Source organism: Vibrio sp. Vb1166, from assembly GCF_033338695.1.
Taxonomy (GTDB): domain Bacteria; phylum Pseudomonadota; class Gammaproteobacteria; order Enterobacterales; family Vibrionaceae; genus Vibrio; species Vibrio alginolyticus.
Map to the genome: position 1 here is coordinate 131,944 of NZ_JAWOTE010000013.1, position 20,807 is coordinate 152,750.

General features: G+C 42.8%; 16 protein-coding genes and 1 tRNA gene. 11 read left to right on the forward strand and 6 right to left on the reverse strand.

From position 1 onward, the window contains the following. The first annotated feature begins 10 nt into the window (after positions 1-10). The 7 genes from tssH to R7E51_RS14790 all read left to right on the forward strand — a co-directional run bounded on the left by tssH (position 11) and on the right by R7E51_RS14790 (position 10,854). Complete coding sequence (gene tssH, locus R7E51_RS14760) at positions 11-2,578, forward strand: type VI secretion system ATPase TssH (RefSeq protein ID WP_017820212.1); 2,568 nt, start codon at positions 11-13, stop codon at positions 2,576-2,578. A gap of 208 nt (positions 2,579-2,786) precedes the next feature. Continuing rightward, positions 2,787-3,266, forward strand: a complete 480-nt coding sequence (locus tag R7E51_RS14765) for an Hcp family type VI secretion system effector (RefSeq protein ID WP_005375967.1) — start codon at positions 2,787-2,789, stop codon at positions 3,264-3,266. Between the two features lie 49 nt (positions 3,267-3,315). Then, positions 3,316-5,151: a type VI secretion system tip protein TssI/VgrG gene (gene tssI, locus R7E51_RS14770; protein ID WP_206957558.1), complete on the forward strand. Its 1,836-nt coding sequence runs from the start codon at positions 3,316-3,318 to the stop codon at positions 5,149-5,151. Between the two features lie 11 nt (positions 5,152-5,162). After that, positions 5,163-5,453 carry a PAAR domain-containing protein gene (locus tag R7E51_RS14775; protein WP_206957556.1) on the forward strand — a complete coding sequence of 97 codons (291 nt, stop codon included), beginning with the start codon at positions 5,163-5,165 and terminating at the stop codon, positions 5,451-5,453. Beyond that, positions 5,454-6,293 (forward strand): hypothetical protein, encoded by an 840-nt coding sequence (locus R7E51_RS14780; RefSeq protein ID WP_025767716.1) that lies wholly within the window; start codon positions 5,454-5,456, stop codon positions 6,291-6,293. Positions 6,294-6,654: 361 nt separating this feature from the next. After that, a complete protein-coding gene (locus tag R7E51_RS14785; protein WP_033907016.1) occupies positions 6,655-7,788 on the forward strand; it encodes an exonuclease SbcCD subunit D in 1,134 nt (377 codons plus the stop codon). 9 nt (positions 7,789-7,797) lie between these two features. Continuing rightward, positions 7,798-10,854, forward strand: a complete 3,057-nt coding sequence (locus R7E51_RS14790; protein WP_206957554.1) for an AAA family ATPase — start codon at positions 7,798-7,800, stop codon at positions 10,852-10,854. Between the two features lie 59 nt (positions 10,855-10,913). On the opposite strand, the gene R7E51_RS14795 is transcribed toward R7E51_RS14790, so the two are convergent. Further along, on the reverse strand, positions 10,914-11,294 hold the full coding sequence (locus R7E51_RS14795; RefSeq protein ID WP_025767719.1) for a cystatin domain-containing protein: 381 nt from the start codon (positions 11,292-11,294) through the stop codon (positions 10,914-10,916). A 307-nt stretch (positions 11,295-11,601) separates the two neighbouring features. Here R7E51_RS14795 and R7E51_RS14800 point away from each other — a divergent pair, with 307 nt between their 5' ends. Beyond that, positions 11,602-12,135, forward strand: coding sequence for a lipocalin family protein (locus tag R7E51_RS14800; RefSeq protein ID WP_025767720.1), 534 nt, complete (start codon positions 11,602-11,604; stop codon positions 12,133-12,135). 207 nt (positions 12,136-12,342) lie between these two features. Here R7E51_RS14800 and R7E51_RS14805 read toward each other — a convergent pair whose 3' ends face one another. The 5 genes from R7E51_RS14805 to R7E51_RS14825 form a co-directional block, all read right to left on the reverse strand. Next, positions 12,343-13,338 carry a succinylglutamate desuccinylase/aspartoacylase family protein gene (locus R7E51_RS14805; RefSeq protein ID WP_054574303.1) on the reverse strand — a complete coding sequence of 332 codons (996 nt, stop codon included), beginning with the start codon at positions 13,336-13,338 and terminating at the stop codon, positions 12,343-12,345. A 110-nt stretch (positions 13,339-13,448) separates the two neighbouring features. After that, positions 13,449-14,981 (reverse strand): putative basic amino acid antiporter YfcC, encoded by a 1,533-nt coding sequence (gene yfcC / locus R7E51_RS14810; protein ID WP_005387492.1) that lies wholly within the window; start codon positions 14,979-14,981, stop codon positions 13,449-13,451. Between the two features lie 211 nt (positions 14,982-15,192). After that, positions 15,193-15,513: a c-type cytochrome gene (locus tag R7E51_RS14815; protein WP_017633643.1), complete on the reverse strand. Its 321-nt coding sequence runs from the start codon at positions 15,511-15,513 to the stop codon at positions 15,193-15,195. Positions 15,514-15,591: 78 nt separating this feature from the next. Then, complete coding sequence (gene ltaE / locus R7E51_RS14820) at positions 15,592-16,596, reverse strand: low-specificity L-threonine aldolase (RefSeq protein ID WP_042520986.1); 1,005 nt, start codon at positions 16,594-16,596, stop codon at positions 15,592-15,594. Positions 16,597-16,618: 22 nt separating this feature from the next. Beyond that, positions 16,619-17,134: an NUDIX hydrolase gene (locus R7E51_RS14825; protein ID WP_151515526.1), complete on the reverse strand. Its 516-nt coding sequence runs from the start codon at positions 17,132-17,134 to the stop codon at positions 16,619-16,621. Between the two features lie 269 nt (positions 17,135-17,403). Between R7E51_RS14825 and R7E51_RS14830 the strand changes: the two genes are divergently transcribed. The 3 genes from R7E51_RS14830 to R7E51_RS14840 all read left to right on the forward strand — a co-directional run bounded on the left by R7E51_RS14830 (position 17,404) and on the right by R7E51_RS14840 (position 20,807). After that, positions 17,404-19,065, forward strand: a complete 1,662-nt coding sequence (locus tag R7E51_RS14830) for an ATPase RavA domain-containing protein (RefSeq protein WP_054576741.1) — start codon at positions 17,404-17,406, stop codon at positions 19,063-19,065. A gap of 9 nt (positions 19,066-19,074) precedes the next feature. Beyond that, positions 19,075-20,529: an ATPase RavA stimulator ViaA gene (gene viaA / locus R7E51_RS14835; protein ID WP_206957553.1), complete on the forward strand. Its 1,455-nt coding sequence runs from the start codon at positions 19,075-19,077 to the stop codon at positions 20,527-20,529. Positions 20,530-20,733: 204 nt separating this feature from the next. After that, positions 20,734-20,807, forward strand: a tRNA-Cys gene (locus R7E51_RS14840).

Here is a 20,807-nt window from a genome sequence, read left to right on the forward strand (position 1 = left end):
AGGAAATGTAATGGCTTCACTCTCACTTTCAGCGTTGGTCGAAAGATTGTCTCCTCAGGCTAAGGAAACACTTGAACAGGCAGCTGCGATGGCAAGCTCCCGAACTCATCACAGTATTGAAATGTCTCACTGGTTAATGATGATTATCCGCCATCCTGACGATATTTACTCTGAAGTTTTTGACGAATTTGATGTCGATAAAATCAAGGTTGAAACCGATATTCAAAAGGCATTAGAAAAATACAAAACAGGATGCCAGTCGGTGCCTGGGCTATCAGCTCATACTGTGACTGTTATGCAAAATGCCTTGTTGTCTGCAACCATTGAATTCAATCAAGAACAGTTGGGGTGCATCCATCTTTTATTTGCCTACTTGTCTGATGATACGTTAGTCAACATGGCTGGTTCGATTAGTCCTGAACTAAACAAGATAGAACCATCTCGCTTATTGAACTTTAAAGAAAGTAATGCGCCTCAATCAAGATCGAATGACTTAGCGCAGTCAAACGCGAATTCCGCCTTGAATCAATTTACAACAGACCTTACTGAGCAAGCTAGGGAAGGTAAAATAGATCCGGTGATTGGTAGAGATAATGAAATTCGCCTAATGATCGATATTTTATTAAGACGCCGACAAAACAACCCGATTCTTACGGGAGAAGCTGGTGTTGGAAAAACAGCCGTTGTTGAAGGTTTGGCGCAAAAGATCATTGATGGCGATGTACCTCCCGCTCTGCAAAATGTGGCAATTAAGTCTCTGGATTTGGCGTTACTGCAAGCCGGCGCAGGCATGAAAGGTGAGTTTGAAAACAGGCTTAAGAACCTTGTTAAGGAAGTAAACGACGCTCCACAGCCTATTATATTGTTCATTGATGAAGCTCATGGCCTAATTGGCGGTGGTGGGCAAGCGGGCCAAGGTGATGCGGCGAATATTCTGAAGCCAGCATTAGCGAGAGGTGAACTCAGAACGATCGCAGCAACAACGTGGGCAGAGTATAAAAAGTATTTTGAAAAAGATGCAGCTTTAACTAGGCGTTTTCAAGTCGTAAAGGTTGATGAGCCTGCCCCTGAACTCGCGATCGAAATGTTACGAGGCTTACTTGATGTAATGGCACAACACCACGATGTTCATATCACTAACCAAGCTCTCAATGCAGCGGTCCAACTGTCAGCTCGATACATTAATGGTCGTCAACTGCCAGATAAAGCGGTTTCTGTTTTGGATACGGCCTGTTCTCGAGTTGCGTTAAGTCAGTCATCTACACCGGGAGGCCTAGATGCGAAAAGAAACAAACTTAAAGCAAAGCAAGCTGAGTATGAGCATCTTAGCCAAGAGAGTCGGCTAGGAGCATCTCTTGATGTGCAGCTGCAAGGTGTCCGAAAAGAGATTGATGCGCTATCTAATGACATTATTGAATTAGAAGTACTTTGGGAAAAAGAAAAAGAATGGGTAAATGAAGCTAAGTCACTTAGAACCCAAATAATCCAGGAGGGTTCTGAAACTGCTAGAGACAAGTTACAAGAGCTTGAAAATAACCTTTCCGCTAACTCACAGCCCTTAGTTTTTTCGCATGTAAATGAAGCGCTAATCGCAGAAGTTATTTCGGATTGGACCGGTATACCGCTAGGTAAACTTCAGGATGATGAAATCCAAGCAGTATTGGGTTTGAAAGAAAGTTTGTGTAAGCGAGTTGTCGGGCAGGATCACGCTTTAGAGCTCATGTCTGAAGTGATAAAAACCGCGAGTGCGCAGCTCACGGATGAGACACGACCAAATGGTGTATTTCTCCTAACCGGACCAAGCGGAGTGGGTAAAACCGAATCGGCTTTGGCGATTGCAGAGAAAGTCTATGGTAGTGAAGAAAATGTCACGACTATCAATATGTCGGAATTTAAGGAAGAGCATAAAGTCTCATTGCTATTAGGTTCTCCTCCTGGTTATGTCGGTTATGGAGAAGGAGGTGTACTGACTGAAGCTGTTAGACGTAAACCTTATAGTGTAATTCTCCTCGATGAAATGGAAAAAGCGCACCCTGGTGTTCAAGATATTTTTTATCAGGTGTTTGATAAAGGCTCAATTAAAGACGGTGAAGGTCGAGATATAGACTTTAAAAACACTATTATTATTATGACCGCGAACACAGGGACCGAAACGACGATGTCTTTGTATTCTGATCCTGATTTATCTCCTGAGCCGTCAGCACTAAAAGATGCTTTACGCGATGATTTGTTGGTCGACTTTAAACCTGCATTTTTAGGGCGTGTGAACGTATTACCTTATTTGCCTCTATCAAGAAAAGTATTGATAGAAATAACAAAATTAAAGTTGGATAAAATTACGACTCGTATTCGTAAGCACTATAACGCTGACCTGTTTTTTGATGAGGAACTAATTAATGATATTGTAGACAATAGCAATGAGTCTGGCAGTGGTGCGCGTGTGGTACAAACAACCATAGAAAATACATTGCTTCCGAAGATTTCTCATGAAATATTGCATGCAATTCTTAATGATAAGACGTTTGATGAAATTATTGTTAAAGGTACAACTAGTGGACTTGATGTCTCAATAGTTTAACATCCTTTACACTCTCAATAATAATTGGGAGTTGGTTCATATTAACTATTATTTTTTATAAAAAACGCTTAAATTAAATCTTATTTAAAGATATAACAGGGCGTATTTAAAATGAAGTTTTTGATACATTAATCACTAATTATCACCAAACGTCAGATAATTAAATTACTACGATATATGTCAATTAATAATGCTATAGGAGATTAGCATGCAGTCTAATACGTATCTTAAATACGCAGATATTAAGGGTGAGGCAACAGCCGAGCAATACAAAGATTTGATTACACTACTATCTGTAGATTGGAGTGTAGGTCGTGAGATCTCATCATACACTGGTACAGCGATGGACCGTGAAGCGAGCGCTACTCGTCTATATGATTTGACTATCACTAAACTTCAAGACCGTTCTTCTCCTGACTTATTTAAAGAAGCGACGATTGGTAAAGGTAAACCAGCGGTTTTCCATATTACTAAGCAGGGTGAGAAGGTTGAAGAGATCATGAAGATCGAACTGACTGATGCGATGATTTCTAACTACTCAGTTTCTATCCAAGACGATCGTCCAGTTGAAACTATCACAATTTCTTACACAGAAATGATGATGACAGTGACTCCTACTGACGATAAGAACAACACTTCTGCTCCATTGGTATACGGCTACAGCGGTGTTAAAGGTCAACAAATGTAATTTTCATGCGGGGGAGTATTCCTCCGCATTTTTTTGAAAGAAGTATTTAATGAAAAGAGCAACTCAAGATAACAATTTCATCCGAATTTCTTCCCCATTCGGTAAAGATGCCATCATACTAAACTCGTTTGAGTATAAAGAAGAGATCTCAGAACTTTTTTCATTGCGTGCTAAAGCTTACTTTAATGATCAACGAAGTGAGTTAAACGAAATTATTGGTAAGGAAGTTACCATTACCCTTGAAAATAATGAGGATGTTTCTTCAAATCCTCGTTATATGCATGGTTACGTTTCTGCTGCAAGATTAGAAGGGAAAAGGGTTTCTAATACACATAAAGGCGAAAATTATAAAAACATAGAATTATTAATAGAGCCTAAATTACGTTTCGCTGAATATCGAAAAAATTGCAGAATATTTCAGCATAAAAATATAAAGGAAATTATCTCTGAAGTACTATCGGAGCATAGTGTTGCCTTTAGTTTTGAGCTAACCAAGTCCTATCCTAAATACACGTACAAAGTACAATATGAAGAATCAGATCTTGAATTTGTTCGACGTCTGTTATCGGAAGAGGGGCTATCATTTTGTTTTACACATACTAAGTCTGCCCATACGCTCAATATTTTTGATGACATCAGTTTTTATAAGCCGGGTACTGAGTTTTTAGTCGATTTTGATACAGGTACGGCGAAATCTAGCCACATTTCTTCTTGGCATGAAACGCAAATTCTGACTACTAAAGCGAGTCAAAAGTCAGGCTATAACATGCTCAAGCCTTCTTCGAATCCTAAAAATACTGCAAAGGGTGAAAGTGATTTTTTTACAGTGCCTGAAAGCGAGTATTTTGAATACATGGGTGAAATGGAGAGCAATGATCAATACGCACTGAGAAACACGCATGCAATAGAAGCACTACAGCAAAATGCATATTTGTGTCGTGGCGAGGCTACGTGCAGAACATTCAGCGTAGGCAAGTGCTTCAAGTTTAAAAAACATGAAGATAAATCTCGAGTTGGCAAAGAATATGTACTGTCTTCTGTTTTTTTGTCTGCTGCTGTTTATAACCAGACTGGTCAAGGTGGCACCGGTGCGCAAGGTGTCAAAGTCTCGTTTAGTTGTGTTGACTCAAAGACAATCCTTCGTCCTTCAGTTAACTATCCGAAACCTCAGATGAAAGGTTTGCAAACTGCAATAGTTACGGGGAACAAAGATGGTGAAATTTACATAGACAAACATGGCCGTATCAAAGTTCAGTTTCACTGGGACCGTGTTGGTAAATACGATGTAAATAGTTCATGTTGGATTCGTGTTGCGCAAAATATCGCAGGTAACGGATGGGGGTCGGTGTTTCACCCTAGAGTCGGACAAGAGGTCATCGTCGAGTTTGTCAACGGAGACCCTGATCAACCAATCGTTACGGGGTCACTATATAACGGTAGTCAACTCCCTCCTTACGCTTTACCAGAGCAAAGTTCTCAGAGTGGTTATAAATCACGCTCTGTACAAAAAGGTACATCCAATTTTAATGAGTTGCGCTTCGATGATAAGCCTGGTGAAGAGCACATTTATCTTCATGCTGAAAAACTGTTCCAAATGCTAGTTGAAGACTGTGTTGATATCGCCGTTGAAAACAGTAAAACCGAAAAAGTGACCAATGATGTTAATCAAGAGGTTGGTCAGAACGCGAGCTTGAAAGTAGGTAAAAACTTTTCGAATGAAACGGGTGAAGTGCTGTCTTTTAATGCAGGAAAGAGCGTCGAGATCAAAGTAGGTGGTGCTTCTATTCAGATGTCTAGCTCTGGAGAAATCAATATCAAAGGTAATAAAATATCCATTAACGGCTCAGCTATTGCTCTTAAAGCTGGGCAAATTTCATTGAACTAAGGTGATTTAAAGTGGGTAAACCAGCCGCAGTTTTGGGCAGCTTTCATCTTTGCCCTAAAAAAACAGGAAAGATACCGCATGTCGGTGGTCCCGTCGTTGTTGGCTCACCAAACGTAACGATTGGCGGGATACCTGCGGCAAGACAAGGCGACAAGCTTATTTGTATCGGTCCTCCGGATAGTATCTCAGCAGGTTCTTCTAGCGTAACAATCAACGGTAAACCAGCCGCGAGAGTCGGCGATTCAACGTCTCATGGTGGCAAAATTCTATCTGGTATGCCTACGGTTTTAATCGGAGGCTAGATGCCACTCGCATTTCAAACGCATCTTCTATCTTTTAATGGCCGTTCACACACCGTTCGCGAGATAGCTGATGATTCTTTTAGATTGTCCGAGGAAATCCGACCCCCTGACTTTGCTCAATCAATAGATGAGCATATATTAAGCCTCGTGCGCTCTGAGCGCGAGAGTCTTGAGCAAGCTGATATCAAGGGGAATCTCTGTGTTCTTTTACCATCTTCGGTGGACAAAAGTTTGCTTAAAGCATTGATAAGCGAGCTTTCTATTTTCGTTGACCAAACTGTCAATACTGAAATTTACTTTTATCCTTATGGCCAAGCTGCATTTTTGATGGCACTAAATCGGATAAATCGTGAAGTTAATGAAACGCAAGCGACTTGGATACTGGCTATAGAGGTTACGAGTGATGTAGAAGGGCATGTCAAACCTCAAAGCTCTATCATTTTAACCAAGTGTTTTTTTCGACATTCAGGTCTTGTGCCTGATGTTGTTCGAATTGATTTAGATGCCAAACAACAACGCATCGCCGTGGACAAGGTGTTTAAGCAATTAGGAGTAAGTTGTGAACATCCACTCAGTCAATTGTATTTATCCGTTAATAAGGAAGAGCCGCAATGGTTAAACTCAATGCAATTCTTGTCTCCGTGGGTGACCGATCAAACTCAGTATCAATTTGTTGATATCAAACTTGGCGGATTGGGTGCATGTGGCGGCGTTTTAAAAGCGTTAGTGATTGATGAGCTTCAAAGAAGCAGCCCCTGCCCAGACTTTCACGTGTTGCAAGCGGACATCGAGTCAGATGGCTATGCGGTAGGAGTAATATACAATTGGCGTAGTGAATAGGTCTGGCTATTGCTTTTCCTTCTAGTAGTAGCTGAGGTTTTAGTGATGCAAATGTTATGGGGGATTGACTCGAAACTGGCCCTTTAATGATGTTTGGACAATGACTAGGCGCAGCTTGCTTTTCAAAATAGCTTTGCTCACCGCGTTTTTACAGTGTTCTTCTCGCTTTCTGATTAAATAGCCAGCCATAGAACACAAACCACATGAAAAGCTGTTCGACTCAAGATATCCTTACCGAAATAAAATAACTTGAGTTTTGGCTTGTTCGAGATCCCACCCGTGACGCATTCCTTTTTATAAACGGTACATGGACTCTGACAGAAGCAAGCCTACTCATAGAATTGGCGGAAAGTGAATTCGAATGAAGTTTATCCACACCTCAGATTGGCATCTTGGTCGACAATTCCACAACGTATCACTACTCGAAGATCAACAAGCAGTACTCGAACAACTGATTAACTATATTGAACGCAACCCCGTCGATGCAGTTGTAGTGGCGGGAGATATCTATGACCGTTCGGTGCCACCAACGGTTGCAATAGAACTGTTAAATCGAGTCGTGAAACGCATTTGTACCGAGTTAGAAACACCAATGATATTGATATCTGGCAACCATGATGGTGCAGAAAGGTTAGGTTTCGGCTCAGAGCAAATGAAAAATGCAGGTCTCCATATTGTTAGCAACTTTGAAGAGATGCTCACTCCCATCATCATAAAAACGGACTCTGCGGACGAGGTCGCGTTTTATGGTATGCCTTATAACGACCCTGAACAGGTCAGGTTTGCCTACAAAGCCTCGGTATCCACTCATGATGAGGCTCATCAATTGCTTGTTGAGCAAATTAAAGAGCGCTTTATCTCTAAGCAAAAGCGCGTGCTCGTGAGTCACTGTTTTGTTGATGGGGCTATCGAGTCAGACTCTGAACGACCATTATCTATTGGTGGTTCTGATCGCGTGAGTCATGAACACTTCTTAGATTTTGACTACGTCGCACTTGGTCATTTGCATCAGCCTCAAAAGAAAGGCGCAGAGCATATCCGTTACTCTGGCTCTCTCATGAAGTATAGCTTTGGTGAACAGAACCAGAGAAAAGGTTTCACGTTAGTTGAACTGGACAAGAAAGGATTTGTTTCTGCAGAGCATATTGATCTTACGGCTCCTCATGAAATGCGCATTGTAGAGGGCGAGCTGGATAAAGTTATTGAGCAAGGCAAAACAGACCCTAAGAATGAAGATTATTTGTTAGTTCGCTTGATGGATAAACATGCGATTTTAAACCCAATGGAAAAACTTCGTTCAGTGTATCCAAACGTTTTACACCTTGAGAAACCTGGCATGTTAATTGGGGTAGAGCAGGAAATGGCGCAAGCAAAGTTGGCGCGAAGCGAAATTGATATGTTCCGAGATTTTTTTATTGAGGCGCAAGATAGCCAGTTGTCTAAAGAGCAAGAGCAAGCTGTTACTGACATTATTAAGCAATTATCACAGCAATAGGGACCAAAGATGAAACCAATTAAACTAACCATGCAAGCCTTTGGTCCGTTTGCAAAAACTGAAATCATTGATTTTGAGAAGCTTGGCAGTAACCCTCTATTTTTGATTAATGGTCCTACAGGTTCCGGTAAAACGTCGATCTTAGATGCCATTTGCTTCGCCCTTTATGGTGAAACCACAGGTAATGAGCGACAAGGTATTCAGATGCGGTGTGACTTATCCGCGCAAGATTTACCAACCGAAGTAGTTCTCGAATTTTCGTTACACGGCAAACAATACCGAGTTGTTCGATCCCCTGAGCAGGAAGCGCCCAAGGCCCGTGGTGAAGGGATGACGATTAAAAAGCACACTGCGGCTCTTTATGAACTCGGTGAGACTGAAACGCTTATCACCAGCAAGACGACTCAGGTTAAAACTGAAGTTAGCAATATTATTGGCTTGAATGAAACTCAATTTCGTCAAGTTATGGTGTTGCCTCAAGGAAAATTCCGAGAACTGTTGCTTGCTAGCTCTAAAGAGCGTGAAGAAATTTTTGGCCAGCTCTTTCAAACTGACATATATAAAAAAATTGAGTACGCGCTCAAAGATAAAGCGAGTGCAATTAGTAAAGCGAAAGGCGAATTTGATAATCAAATTCGAGGTGCTTTACAAGTTGCAGAAGCGAGTTCTGAACAAGAGCTATTACAACAACTGGAACAAGTAACTAAGCAATTAGAGTCTGATAAAAAGAATGAGCAAGCAGCGTTAGATAAGCTCAATACTGCTAAATCTGAATTGCAAAAAGCGGAAACCTTGAATGGAGAGTTTTCGAAACGAGAGCAAGCAGAAAGCGCACTCAAGCTGCATCTAGAACACTCAGATTCGATAAAAGCTCGTCAACAGCAATTAGAAAACGCTAAAAATGCCAATAAGATAGAGTTGCCCTACATCTCATTACAAAATGCAAAAGCTCAAACGCAAGAGCTTAGGCAAAAAATCGTAGCTTTGAAAGAGAGTCTCGAAAAAGCTCATGTCGTTGCGAGAGAACAAGAAAACTTGCAGCAAAGTGCAAAAGAGGCCGCGGCAAAGGTCCCGCAGTTAACGCAACTGCAGTATCAGCTTGAAAGTATGAAAAACAAGTTGGTCGAGAAAGACAATTTGGAAAGTAAAATAACGGCGGGTTATCAACAAAAACAACAATTTGAAGCAACGTTAAAACAGTACATAGAACTAAAAGATAAGTTAACGTTACAGGCCCAGCAGGGACAGAAGGAGCTAGAGAAAGCACGAGTTGATGTTGCGCTTATTGGCAGCATCGATGCGGAAATAAAACAAAAACAACGGCTGCTACAGGATCTACAAAAGCAGCATGATCTTACTTTAGAGCTCTCTAAACTCAATGCGCTAACTGTAGGTAAGCAGCAGTCACTAAACGAAGCCAGTCAGCGCTATATGCAGTATCAACAAGACGCTGATACGATAGAGCTTAAGTGGCACAACGCTCAAGCAGCAGTATTAGCGCAGCGACTAAAAGCAGGTGAAGCATGCCCGGTGTGTGGTAGCGAAACGCATCCTAACCCCGCAACGTTTGTTGAAGAAGCCGTTACAAAAGAGCAAGTTCAGGCGGCTAGAGCGAAAGAGCGAGAAGCTCAAACCTTGTTGAACCAACTAAGCAATCAGCTAGAACAACATAACGTTGTCATTAGTCAGTATCAGAATCAGTGTAACCAGTTGAAAGAGGAGTTGGGTGAGTATGCTACATCTGAGATCTCGACGGTTCAAAATGATTTGCAAGCGATCAATGCTCAACTCCTACGTCTACAAGCTATTGATATTGAAAAGCTAGAAAAGAACGTTGAACAGCTTAATCAACGCTGCGTCGTGGGTGAAAATAAAATTCATGAGCTGCAGAATCAAATGGCGGCAAATGAATCAACCGTTAAAGCGAACCAAGAACAATTGGCTCAATTACAAGCTTCTATTGACCCAAAATACAGTTCCGCTGACTTGCTTGAACGTGAAATTTTGCTGACAAACGAGCAAATTCTGAGTTTGAACACAGGCTTAGAAAAGGCGCAAAACGCTTTGCAGCAAGCGATATTGGAGAAATCAAATGCGGAAAGTCACTTAGCGACGAACAAGCAGTGGTTATCTGAGTCAGAGCAAAAACTTAGCCAAGCAGAATTAGCGTGGAATGAGGCACTACAGGCGAGTAAATTTGAGGATGAAAGCCATTATCTAAGTAGTCGAGTGGGAGATGATGAACTTCAAGCCTGGCAGCAAGAAATAGACAGCTTCAAACAGGCACAAACCAAGCTTGAGCAAACACTACATGATTTAAATCATGCATTGAAAGATCTTGAAAGGCCTAATTTAGAGTCGTTTAACGACAGGTTAACCACTCTGCAGGCGCAATATATTGAAGTAAGGAATCAACTTGATACCACACGCTCAATATTTGAACGCCTTGAAAAGGTTCGTAAAGATATTGCCGTGTTGCATGAGAAAAATAGTAAGTTAGAAGAAGAATACAAAATCTTTGGTACGTTGTACGACGTTGCTAGCGGTAAAACAGGCAGCAGGGTTAGCCTACATCGCTTTGTTCTTGGTGTACTGTTGGATGATGTGCTGATTCAGGCCTCTCAACGCTTAAGCCTTATGAGTAAAGGGCGCTATATTCTTGCTCGAAAAACAGAGGGCTTCAAAGGCGCTGCGGGTCGCGGCTTAGATTTAATGGTTGAAGATGGCTACACAGGAAAAACGCGTGATGTTGCGACACTTTCCGGCGGTGAATCATTTATGGCAGCGCTTGCTCTGGCACTTGGTTTGTCGGATGTTGTGCAATCCTATAGTGGCGGTATCCGTTTAGACACTTTATTTATTGATGAGGGCTTCGGTAGTTTAGACCCAGAGTCTTTAGATCTTGCTATTCAAACGCTAGTGGACCTGCAACAGACTGGGCGCATGATCGGTGTTATTTCTCACGTTTCTGAGCTGAAAGAGCAAATGGCGCAGAGGATTGATGTTGAACCATCAAGACTTGGTTCAACGGTGTCGATTAAATCTCAATGTCGCTTCGCTGTCTAATTCAGTGACTACTGTTAGATCAAAAAGCCCCTATTGTTAGGGGCTTTCTGACTAAGTCGCTACTGTTCGCAAAAGTGGCCTTCTTTTGGTGATTGGGTAATCGCATATTCGCCATCAAGGTTGCGATAAACAATCGTGTTCCAAACAGAGCCATCATCCAATTCAAACTCAATAGCATAGTTGACGCCGCTAACGATTTGCGCGTGAACATTCAGTATTCGTTTAAACGACGCTATTGTGTCCATTTTCTTTAAAACAAAGGCCATTGCCTTTTGTGCATCAGGGGTCGCGTTAAACTCATTCCACCCACCTGGCATGTTTCCTTGTGCATTACATACATCTGCCGAGGTCGTTAATTGTGTCGTTTCGCTCGGCTTTTCCTGCTGACAACCTGCAAGTAACACCAAAAGTGCACAAACTGACACTGTTTTTAATTTCATAACAATAACCTCTGTCTATAACGCAACGTATTATAGGAGGGTGATATGCCTACGAATGTCTATGTTGTGCAAAGTTTCTATATGCATAGGGTTAAATGCTGACAAAATGTACAAGCATGGTCAGCTTGTAAGTCAAAAATAGAGCAATCTTGTTATCGATTTGCAGAGATGACGAGGTTTCGGTGTTAAGCGCGCTATTGATGATGAAGAATTGTGATGTGTACCTATGAGGGCGATGGTGCGGCTTAGTGATCGATTTGTTATCTTCTAGAGTAAAATCAATCACTAATTAAAATTTAGGTGTTGTATGAAATCGATAAAAATATTTTTACTTTTGTCACTTGCAACTTTATTTGGTTGTACCTCGAAGCCGGATGGGGTGGAACCCGTGAATAATTTCGATTTAGAGCCATATCTAGGTAAGTGGTATGAGATTGCACGCCTAGACCATTCATTTGAGCGAGGCTTATCCAACGTTACCGCTGAGTATCAGGTTCGTGAGGATGGTGGGGTCAAGGTGATAAACCGTGGATATTCCGAAGAAGAGCGACAGTGGTCAGAAGCTGAAGGCAAAGCTTATTTTGTTGAAGATGAAACGGTGGGACACTTAAAGGTTTCCTTTTTTGGGCCAATATATTCTTCTTACATTGTGTTTGAGCTAGGTGAAAACTATGACTATGCGTTTGTTTCCGGTTACAACCACGACTACTTGTGGCTATTGTCTAGAACTCCTAATGTTGATGAGAAAGTAGTGGAGCGCTTTAAGTACGTAGCTAAAGAGAAAGGTTTCGCTATCGACGAGCTCATTTTTGTTGAACAAGAGAAACAACGGCAGCTTTAAGTTCATCAGCGTGGCTGAAAAAGCGGACAGAGGGGAAGCTTCCTAATTAAGAGCTCAGTTTGTCATTTCGCTTAACAGTAATTTGTTACGGCGTAACTTAATGTGGTCAAAATGGATATAGCCCCATCATTTGTGATTACTCGTGATGGGGCTTATATAAATTTGAGTGAGCGTCGAAAGGTTGATCTATCAACAAACGGTTATGGTTTACTTAATCAAACGAACGATCAGGGAACCTGGTGCTCGAATAGATTCAACATTGTGGCTAAGTACTGTGCCGCTTGTTGGGGCGGTGTAGCGTTTAATCTCAGCGCCAAAGCTGTCGTATTGAATCGCAAGAAGTTGGCCTTGCTCGACAAAATTCATCAAACTGACATGAGGCAGTACAAAGCCGCCGTGTGTCGCTTTCACACTGACGATTTCGTTTCCTTCCAAGCATGACGTAATAGGGTCCATATCACCTTCAACAATGTTATGCTTTTTCAGCACATTAAAAATGCCTGTTACAGTTCGACTGATGAGCTCTTGCTCGGTGTATCGCCCCATACCTACTTCAACTGTAATGCTTGGGACACCATGGTTATTCCAAACCGTTTCAAGGACGCCAGCATCTCCAGGATCATTTAAAATCGCATCAGGATTAATGAGACGAGCCATTTCTAATGATTGCTCGATTCGGAAATCTGCAAACACGTAAAGTGGATAGGCCGCACCACTGGTTTGAGTGTGAAGGTCAATGGCTAAATCAGCATTTGGCTTGAGCAAATCATTCCACAATGCATATAAGTAACGTTGGGCCTCATTGCCGTTTTGGTCACCAGGAAAAAAGCGGTTTAAGTTTGCAGGAGACGCGTCAGGGTCTGCGGAATAGAAATCGCGGCTGTGGTTTAGCATACCTGGCATGTTAATGGTTGGAACAATAGTGACAGTACCAGCGACTTCAGTGCCGATGAGCTCTCGAGCAGTTTTCTGCGCTGCTAACACACCATTGTACTCATCACCATGAACCCCTGCGGTAATCATGATCTTCTTGCCAGGTTTTTCACCTTTGAACACTAGCACAGGTAGGTGTTGCCACTGAGAGAGAGCATTCGTTGCGATGCGAAACCAAAACTTATGCTCGCCCGAATTTAGGTCTGCTACATTGAGAGACTGAATCACTTGATGACCTTGAATCACGTCATCGAGAAATTGTGTTGCCATTAAAGTTACCACTCCAAAACCATAAGCTAATCTAAAACCTTAGCGTCGTCATACCATGAATATTAATAAGGCGAGAACATGTCTCGCCTTAATTACCAATTGGTTTCGTTTTACGCAAAACCCATAATATGAGCTGCGATAACGACGATACTTGATAGGGTAAAGAGTAATAGAATAAATCGCCAGCAGAATTTTGCCCAGTCACCCCAGTCGATACGGCAGACACCAAGCGTTGCCATGAGAGATGCCGAAGTAGGGACGATAACGTTAGTAAAGCCATCGCCAAGTTGGAATGACAAAACTGCCACTTGGCGCGTAACTCCTGCAATGTCTGCCAGAGGGGCCAGTAGAGGCATCGTCAGTGCCGCTTGTCCAGAGCCCGAAGTGACGAAGAAGTTGAAGATAGATTGGAATACATACATTAACCATGCCGCAGCCACGTCAGGAAGCCCGCTAATCACGCCGCCAGCACTGTTTAGAATTGAGTTCAGTACACTCGCTTCATCAGTTGTACCACCACCAAGGATCAACAATACACCTTTTGCACAACCCACTAATAGGGCAGGTGCAAGCATAATAGCTGCACCTTCTTTAAATGCATCAGCTGCGCAGTTTAGCGTCATACCGTTTAGGCGGAAAATCGTACCGATGATCGCGACAACAAAGCCCATAGTGAAAAATTGAGACGCGATTTCTGGGATGTACCATGCGTTAGCGACTACGCCCCAAACAACCCACACCGTGGTCGCAATAACCGTAAGGATAACGAGTGTGTCACCTAGGTTCCAACGAGAATCTTGATTGCCAAGCTCTTGCTGACGGAAATACTGGTCTGTGCGATGGCTGTAAGAAAGTTTAGGATTTGACTTCACACGAGCGGCGTAGATCATTGTGAAAGCGATACCGATTAACGTAAAGCCAGCCCATAACCCCATGCGTACTGTCATGCCGGATAAAACAGGTACACCCGCAATGCCTTGCGCAATAGCTACGGAAAAAGGGTTCATCCAAGAAGTAGCGAAGCCAATTTGAGTCGCAACATAGGTAACCATTACCGTAGTGATACCATCATAACCAAGGCGAACCATAAGCGGCGCGATAATAATCGCAAACGCTACGGCTTCTTCACCCATACCAAATACCGCACCGCCTAGCGAGAACAGCAAAAATAGCACTGGAATGAATAGCGCTTCGTTACCTTTGGTCTTATCGATAAGGCGCAGGATACCGTTATCGATTGTGCCTGTGCGCATTACAACGCCGAAAGCACCGCCGATAACCAACATGAACATAATCACGCCGATTGCGCTGCCCCATTTAGAGCCAGAAACTAGCCCTTCGAAAGGGAAGTTCATCAGACCAATGCCACCACCAGAAGCAAACAGGCCAACCTTGTTGTAAACCAGTTCACCGTTTTCGTCGGTTGCATAAGAGAAAGAAGAAGGATCGATAACTGTGCGAGTTTTTTCTGCACCGTCGACCATGTAGGTCACCTGTTGGCTATCAAAATGACCAGCAGGAATTAAGTAGGTAAGAATCGCAGCAAGAATACCAACAATGAAGATCAAAATGAGGGTATCTGGCATCTGCCACGACTTAGGGGTAGCAACCGAGTCTGCTGGTTGCGCATGTGTGTGAGACATAACTTACTTCACGTCAAATTCAATAAAGCATGAAATATCGATAAAATAGAATAAAAAGTCAATATTAATGCTTATGTTGAACTATAAATTCATCAAATATTTGAAGTGAAGTTAATTTGATTGTTTTGTGGTCAAATGTTGGGTTAATGTTTCAATATGCGTTGAGTTTGGATGATTCACGAGCTTTCATAGTCATCTGCAGGTGATCTAATCACTTGATTTCTGTCTGTTCTGCATAAAAAGCAGCGACATCACGAAGGTCTTCATCATTTAACATTTTTAACTGTGCTGCCATCATTTCTGCAAGTGGCCCTTTACGCTCACCGGCTTGATAAGATTTCATTGCATTGTAAAGGTACTGAGCATTTTGACCAGCAAGGCTTGGATAGGTGTTGTTCGTTGCGATGCCTGTAACACCGTGACAATAGACACAGCTAGGTGATTTGATTTTACCTTTATCAGCATCACCAAACGGCTCGGCATGGATAGCGGAAGAGAAAATAAAAGAGATTAGAAGTACAAATCTGAGCATGGAGGTTATCTATTCGCTAAAAATCATGCCGATACAATAAAGCTTCCCCTTAGGGGAAGCTCAATGATCAAAATCAAATTAAAGTAGAGATTTTATACTTGATAAGAAAGTGTCGATGTCTTTCGCTGAAATATCTTTATGAGTTACAAAACGAATTGGATTTCCAGGGGTTATCGTGATGTTTTGTTCCTTTAGTTTCGCAGCGATACTTACTATGTCCACTTGAGGAGCAAGCTTCGCGAACACGATGTTCGTTTGAACAAATTCAGGGTTGACTGAAAAACCAGGCAGTTCTGCTAAACCTTCCGCTAAGGTTTTTGCGTTGATGTGATCTTGTTTTAGCTGTTCCACTTGTTCGGTAAGGGCAAGTTTGCCTGCTGCGGCAAGAATACCCGCTTGACGCATACCACCGCCGACCATCTTTCTTAAGCGACGTGCTTTTGCGATGTAGTCTTTGCTACCAAGCAGTAGCGAGCCAACAGGGGCAGCCAGACCTTTCGACAGACAGATCGTCATTGAATCAAAGTACTGACCGATCTCTTTTACCGGAACATCAAGTGCAACGGCTGCGTTAAAAACGCGAGCGCCATCTAGATGCATCTGCAAGTTATGTTTATTCACGAAGTCACGTGCTTCTGCTAAGTAAGACAGAGGTAGTACTTTACCATTAATTGTGTTTTCTAAGCTGAGAAGCTTAGTGCGAGCAAAGTGACAATCATCTGGTTTAATCGCAGCAGCCAGTTTATCAAATGGTAGCGTGCCATCTGGGTTATTTTCGACTGGTTGAGGTTGAATTGATCCCAAAACCGCCGCGCCACCAGCTTCGTATTTGTAGTTATGTGCTTGTTGCCCACATAGATATTCATCTCCCCGCTCGCAATGCGCCATTAAACCGAGCAGATTGGCTTGAGTGCCTGAAGTGGTAAACAAAGCTGCTTCGAAACCAGCAAGCTGCGCAGCAAATTTTTCAAGCTCATTGACCGTAGGGTCATCACCATAAACATCATCCCCAACGGGGGCCTTAAACATGGCTTCTCGCATGGCTTGGGTGGGCTGTGTAACGGTATCTGATCGAAAATCCATGAATGTCTCCTTGGTCAAAGTCCTAAATATATCCGCAAAGGCGCGCTTTGCTTAAGCAAGCGATCGTTTTGGCATCGGTGATCGAGCCATCGACAATCTTTTCTTCGAGTTGCTTGATTGACAAGGTGACGACCTCAATCACTTCGTCTTCATCGCACTCGTAACGGTTTGTTTTGTTGAGCTTTTCGGCAACAAATAGATACTGTATCTCATCACAAAATCCGGCAAGAGGGGTGACTTGGCCGAGAGACGTGAATTTCTCTGCACTAAACCCAGTTTCTTCCTCTAACTCTCTTTTGGCGCAGCAGAGTGGCTCTTCGTTGCCTTCTCTGGTACCAGCAGGAAGTTCCAATAGCCATTTATTAAGTGAAGGCCGAAATTGGTGGACAAGGACAATGTGACCCTCCGCTGTAATAGGGAGAATCACCGCAGCACCCGGATGATGGATTGTGGTGTGCGTTATTGCCTGTCCTGTAGGAAGCACAACGTCTTCTTCAATCAGAGAAATTTGCTTCCATTTATGAATTATCTTGCTCATGCAGTTATGAACCCTAGCTGTTACCGCATTTTTGACGTTTTTCGACATTAACCACAAATGGTGGGAAACAAAAGCAAAAAATACTGCAACACGACGAAAGCGTTTGCACTTTAAGTGAGCAATGTCTCATAAATGGAAACTTTGATTGCTTCGTCAAGAAGGGGAAAAGCATCTGCTATAAGGGGAATTCGACAAAATACATTTGTAACAAAGTTATAACAAGTGTATAAAAATGTTAACGCAATACCACTTCAGTAGCCGGAGAACGTATGACACAAACCTTATTTGCCTCAAATGCCGAAAAAGCGCTTCTCTCAGAACGCATCAATAAATTGGCGAAAGCGTTAACGGATGGCGTTTATGAGCGTGAACATACGATCAAGCTCTGCCTTCTTGCTGCACTTGCTGGTGAAAGTGTTTTTCTTTTAGGCCCCCCTGGTATTGCAAAAAGCTTAATTGCCAAACGACTCATCCAAGCGTTCGATAACAGCAGTTACTTCGAATACCTGATGACGCGCTTCTCAACCCCTGAAGAGGTGTTTGGGCCACTGAGTATCCAAGAGCTAAAAGACAACGGCCGTTATGTTCGCTTAACTAAAGGGTATTTGCCAACTGCACAAGTCGTATTTTTGGATGAAATCTGGAAGGCGGGGCCTGCAATTCTTAACACATTGCTGACAGTGGTTAATGAGAAAACATTCAAAAATGGCAGCGATATCGAGCGTGTGCCAATGCGCCTGTTGGTATCGGCTTCCAATGAATTACCCGATGAAGATAGTGGATTGGATGCCCTCTACGACCGCATGTTGGTGCGTGTGTTTGTGAATCGAATTCAGAATAAACAAAACTTTAAGTCGATGTTGACTGTGGGCACATCGCAAGAGGCACAAGTACCAGAAGGCCTAGCGATAACTGATGAAGAATATCATCAATGGCAACAACAGCTCGACAAATTGACGCTAACCGATAATGCATTCGAAAAGCTTTTCCAGCTTAAAACGATGTTAGAAAGCAAAGTTGAAGCTCAGTTTGGTGATGTGGCCAATACCGACATGTATGTCTCTGACCGCCGCTGGAAGAAAGCCGTGAAGTTGTTAAAAGCGAGCGCGTTTTTTAATGGTCGCGATGAAATCAATCCGCTTGACCTTCTACTGCTGCAAGATTGTTTATGGAACAGTCCTGAATCGCGAGATGTGGTACGTGAAGTGGTTCAAGAGTTCGCCTTAAAACATGCATTTGATCAACAAGACGCGGAGCAGGAAATCGAGTACTGCCGTGAGTCTTTGGTTGATGTTCAACATGAACTTGAAGATGCCTACCGCATGACGTTAACGTCTGAAGCGGCAACGGGTATTTTGCGCAAAGAAACCATGCGCTTTGATACCTCTAAAGCCAAGATGTACAAAGTTGGCGCAGCCGTTAACTTAGTTAAATTGGTGGTCTTGCAAAGCAACATGTCGGTTTCAGAATCAGAAAAAGGTGATAGCCGCTGGGTTTATGTACCCAAAGATGAGTTAGATCGAGTCATTAAAGAGGGAAGCGGTGATGTGTATGGTTACGTCAATCAAAACACCAACATGTGCCGTTTACGATTTGACGTTGACGCGGCGAATAACCTAGTTATCCGTGATATCGCGAACCGAGGCATTCTGGTTAGCCTAGTGACTCAAGAGGGCTTGGATGTAGAGCTTTACCAAAAGTGGTTAACGCAGAGCGAAAAAGCCGTAAATCAGCTTAGTGAGGCAGAACACCATATGCGTAAGGTGAAAGCGAACTTTCATGATGCGCTTCCGCATAGCTTTGTTGATCCTGAATTACCCCGCCTAATGGAGTCGAGTCTGCAACAGGTCAGTCAGAGGCTTGAATCAATCCAAGCAGAAAGTGAAAAAGTTATCCAACGCTTTAAAAACTTAAATCAGTTTTTCTCATAAGGAGACGACATGCTAGGTGCAGACGGACTTAACCTCGCGCTGATGGTGGCCGACTCCGGCATCATCGATAGCGCAGTTAATGATTTGATGGCTCGTTCACAAGTCATGATGATGGCAGAAAACCGAGGTGTTAAATCTTCGGTCAAAGGTCACTTGTTAAAGTGGCGAGGCAGCGTTAAAAAACGGATCACCAAGGTATGTGAGACAGAGCGTTTCAAACAAGAGCTGTCTTTATATCAAGAGGTTATTCATTGGGATGAAGAGGCGTTTTTTGAAAACATCGAAGATGTGATTAAAAAGCTGGAATGGCACTCTGCGTTTTACATGCAAGCTCGCCGAATGATGGAAAAGAACAAAGGGATGAATAACCCTATGTTCCCACATTACTTTTGTGACCAATGGTACCAAAGCCTCACCGATGCAATAAAACAAGCGCAAGTAAGCGAGCTTGAAGCCAATAAAGAAAAGGTGCTGAATGACCTGTATCAACGTATGGAAACCATGCGTAATATGGATAAAGTCACGGAGTCGGGTGATGCTGAAAGTGTAGGGCGCCTGTGGGATATGGCATCTGCCAAGTTGAGTAAAACAGACTTAACGGTGATGAAACGCCATGCTGAGTTTTTGAAGAAGCACCAAGGCTTGCAAGAAATTGCGGAGCAACTCGGTCGTATAGCGGGGCAAGTAAATGATCCTGAACTAAATCGTGCGCCCGCTGAAGAACTTCAATTGGTCGAAGAGAAAAGTGATGAGGCGACGGATGATATTGTTGGTATTCACGAAAGCGATGATCTAAATAAGCTACTTCCCAACGAAACGATGTTTTTGGCGTATCCTGAACTTGAAGTTGTGTTCTATAAACACTTAGTTGATAAACGGCTCATGAACTATCGTACACAAGGCAAATCGCGCACGTTACGTAAAGTTAAAGCTCACCGACCTGACCATAAAGCGGTAGATATCGAAAAAGGCCCCTTCATTGTTTGTGTGGACGCGTCCGGTTCCATGAGTGGCTTTCCTGAGCAATGCGCCAAAGCCATGGCTTATGCTCTGATGCAAATCGCACTAGCGGAGCAACGTGATTGCTATGTCATTATTTTTTCTACGGAACACATTACCTACGAACTAACCAAACAAGATGGTCTGCGCGAGGCGGCGGACTTTCTAACTTATAGCTTCCATGGTGGTACAGACTTAGAGCCAACTTTGATTAAATCTATCGACTTGATGAGCGGTGATAAATATAAAAACGCAGACATGGTAGTCATTTCCGACTTTATCGCGCCAAAACAACAAGACGAGTTACTGGCCAAAGTGGATGCGCTCAAAGCGAAGAAAAACCGTTTTCACGCGATTAGCTTATCGAAATACGGAAATCCTGCATTAATGTCGATGTTTGATCACACTTGGTCTTATCACCCTAATGTTGTGGGAAGATTGCTAAAAAGGGTCAGCAACTATTAAACGCCTTAATGTTTCATGGGACAAAACGAACTGAAAGCGAGATTTATATTGCTTCGTTTTAAGCCAATAAGATCGAACTTTGGTCGAATTGACTTAAAAGAAATCAAACGAACAGAAAATGAAATGTTTTTGTTTGACTATCTTCTCTCAATCCGTAAAGTAGACACCAACGCAACGGGGTAGAGCCCTGAAGCGTAATAAAAAGGCGCCTTGGCAGAGTGGCTATGCAGCGGATTGCAAATCCGTGGACCTCGGTTCGACTCCGGGAGGCGCCTCCA

Coding starts and splice junctions, on each gene's coding strand:
- tssH (WP_017820212.1), top strand. CDS start 11: ATGGCTTCACTCTCACTTTCAGCGTTGGTCGAAAGATTGTCTCCTCAG.
- R7E51_RS14765 (WP_005375967.1), top strand. CDS start 2,787: ATGCAGTCTAATACGTATCTTAAATACGCAGATATTAAGGGTGAGGCA.
- tssI (WP_206957558.1), top strand. CDS start 3,316: ATGAAAAGAGCAACTCAAGATAACAATTTCATCCGAATTTCTTCCCCA.
- R7E51_RS14780 (WP_025767716.1), top strand. CDS start 5,454: ATGCCACTCGCATTTCAAACGCATCTTCTATCTTTTAATGGCCGTTCA.
- R7E51_RS14785 (WP_033907016.1), top strand. CDS start 6,655: ATGAAGTTTATCCACACCTCAGATTGGCATCTTGGTCGACAATTCCAC.
- R7E51_RS14790 (WP_206957554.1), top strand. CDS start 7,798: ATGAAACCAATTAAACTAACCATGCAAGCCTTTGGTCCGTTTGCAAAA.
- R7E51_RS14795 (WP_025767719.1), bottom strand. CDS start 11,294: ATGAAATTAAAAACAGTGTCAGTTTGTGCACTTTTGGTGTTACTTGCA.
- R7E51_RS14800 (WP_025767720.1), top strand. CDS start 11,602: ATGAAATCGATAAAAATATTTTTACTTTTGTCACTTGCAACTTTATTT.
- R7E51_RS14805 (WP_054574303.1), bottom strand. CDS start 13,338: ATGGCAACACAATTTCTCGATGACGTGATTCAAGGTCATCAAGTGATT.
- yfcC (WP_005387492.1), bottom strand. CDS start 14,981: ATGTCTCACACACATGCGCAACCAGCAGACTCGGTTGCTACCCCTAAG.
- R7E51_RS14815 (WP_017633643.1), bottom strand. CDS start 15,513: ATGCTCAGATTTGTACTTCTAATCTCTTTTATTTTCTCTTCCGCTATC.
- ltaE (WP_042520986.1), bottom strand. CDS start 16,596: ATGGATTTTCGATCAGATACCGTTACACAGCCCACCCAAGCCATGCGA.
- R7E51_RS14825 (WP_151515526.1), bottom strand. CDS start 17,134: ATGAGCAAGATAATTCATAAATGGAAGCAAATTTCTCTGATTGAAGAA.
- R7E51_RS14830 (WP_054576741.1), top strand. CDS start 17,404: ATGACACAAACCTTATTTGCCTCAAATGCCGAAAAAGCGCTTCTCTCA.
- viaA (WP_206957553.1), top strand. CDS start 19,075: ATGCTAGGTGCAGACGGACTTAACCTCGCGCTGATGGTGGCCGACTCC.